The organism is Lichenifustis flavocetrariae (genome assembly GCF_026130545.1).
Lineage (GTDB): Bacteria > Pseudomonadota > Alphaproteobacteria > Rhizobiales > Beijerinckiaceae > Lichenihabitans > Lichenihabitans flavocetrariae.
The window spans coordinates 1-816 of the sequence record NZ_JAMOIM010000157.1 but is presented as its reverse complement, the minus strand read 5'-3'; the positions used below and the strand labels follow the sequence as shown (position 1 = coordinate 816).

The 816-nt window shown below is 63.7% G+C and carries 1 protein-coding gene; it reads right to left on the bottom strand.

Translation table 11 applies throughout. The features are described 5' to 3' along the window. Nucleotides 1-72 precede the first annotated feature (72 nt). On the bottom strand, nt 73-510 hold the full coding sequence (locus M8523_RS36420; protein WP_282589663.1) for a hypothetical protein: 438 nt from the start codon (nt 508-510) through the stop codon (nt 73-75). Nucleotides 511-816 lie beyond the last annotated feature (306 nt).

Below are 816 nucleotides of genomic sequence, written 5' to 3'. Positions count from 1 at the left end.
CGCGACCCTCGGCACAGGCGACATCAACCTGCTGCAGAAACTCGGCAGCGATCCGCTTGACCGAAGCTTCACTCACGGTGCGCCTCCGGAACGCAGATGCTCGCCAGAGGCAGTCCAAGCCGCCTTCACATAGCCGAGCATCTCCTCGGGCCCCATGCCGTCTGTGAGCTTCGACATTGCCGCAGCGCCTTGCCGGACATATTCGGCGTAGAAGCCCTCACGTATCTGCCCAACGTCGCGCATTGCGTCGATCATCCCCTGAGCCATGAAGCGGGGGACGATGGTCACGATGCCCTCGGGCGTCGCGATCGTTTCGACATCATCCTTCCATTTGCTGGTGCGTAGCTTCGCGTTCAGTTCACGCCGGACCCCGCGCGGTAAGACCAAGCAAGCGTGCAGGTCATCGATGGAAAGCCACGGACATTCGCGGCCGCCGCTCGGCGGTGCAAAGAAGCGCAGGTTGGCAAGCCCCACGGCGCCGATAGGGATCGGCTCTACAAGGGCGCTCATGCTGCCACCTCACAATCGACACCCTGTGGCTCGGGAGCCATCGCGAATGCCGCGATCGCGAGACAGCGCTGTGTTTCTGACATCGGCAGACCAGCAAGCCCGCAGTAGCCGAGAAGCTCACGCGCACATCGAGGAACGGCACCCTCCGCGAGTGGAGCAAGCCAGGGAGGGCAGTCCCAGTTCAGCCTCGCTTCTGCAACGGCGCACCGGTGGCCGCACACCGCTCGGAAAAGTCCAGGACTACCTGATTGCGCATGTCGGCGAGCCGGTTCCGGTCAAGCGCATGGCCGATGCTGCCGGCACAAG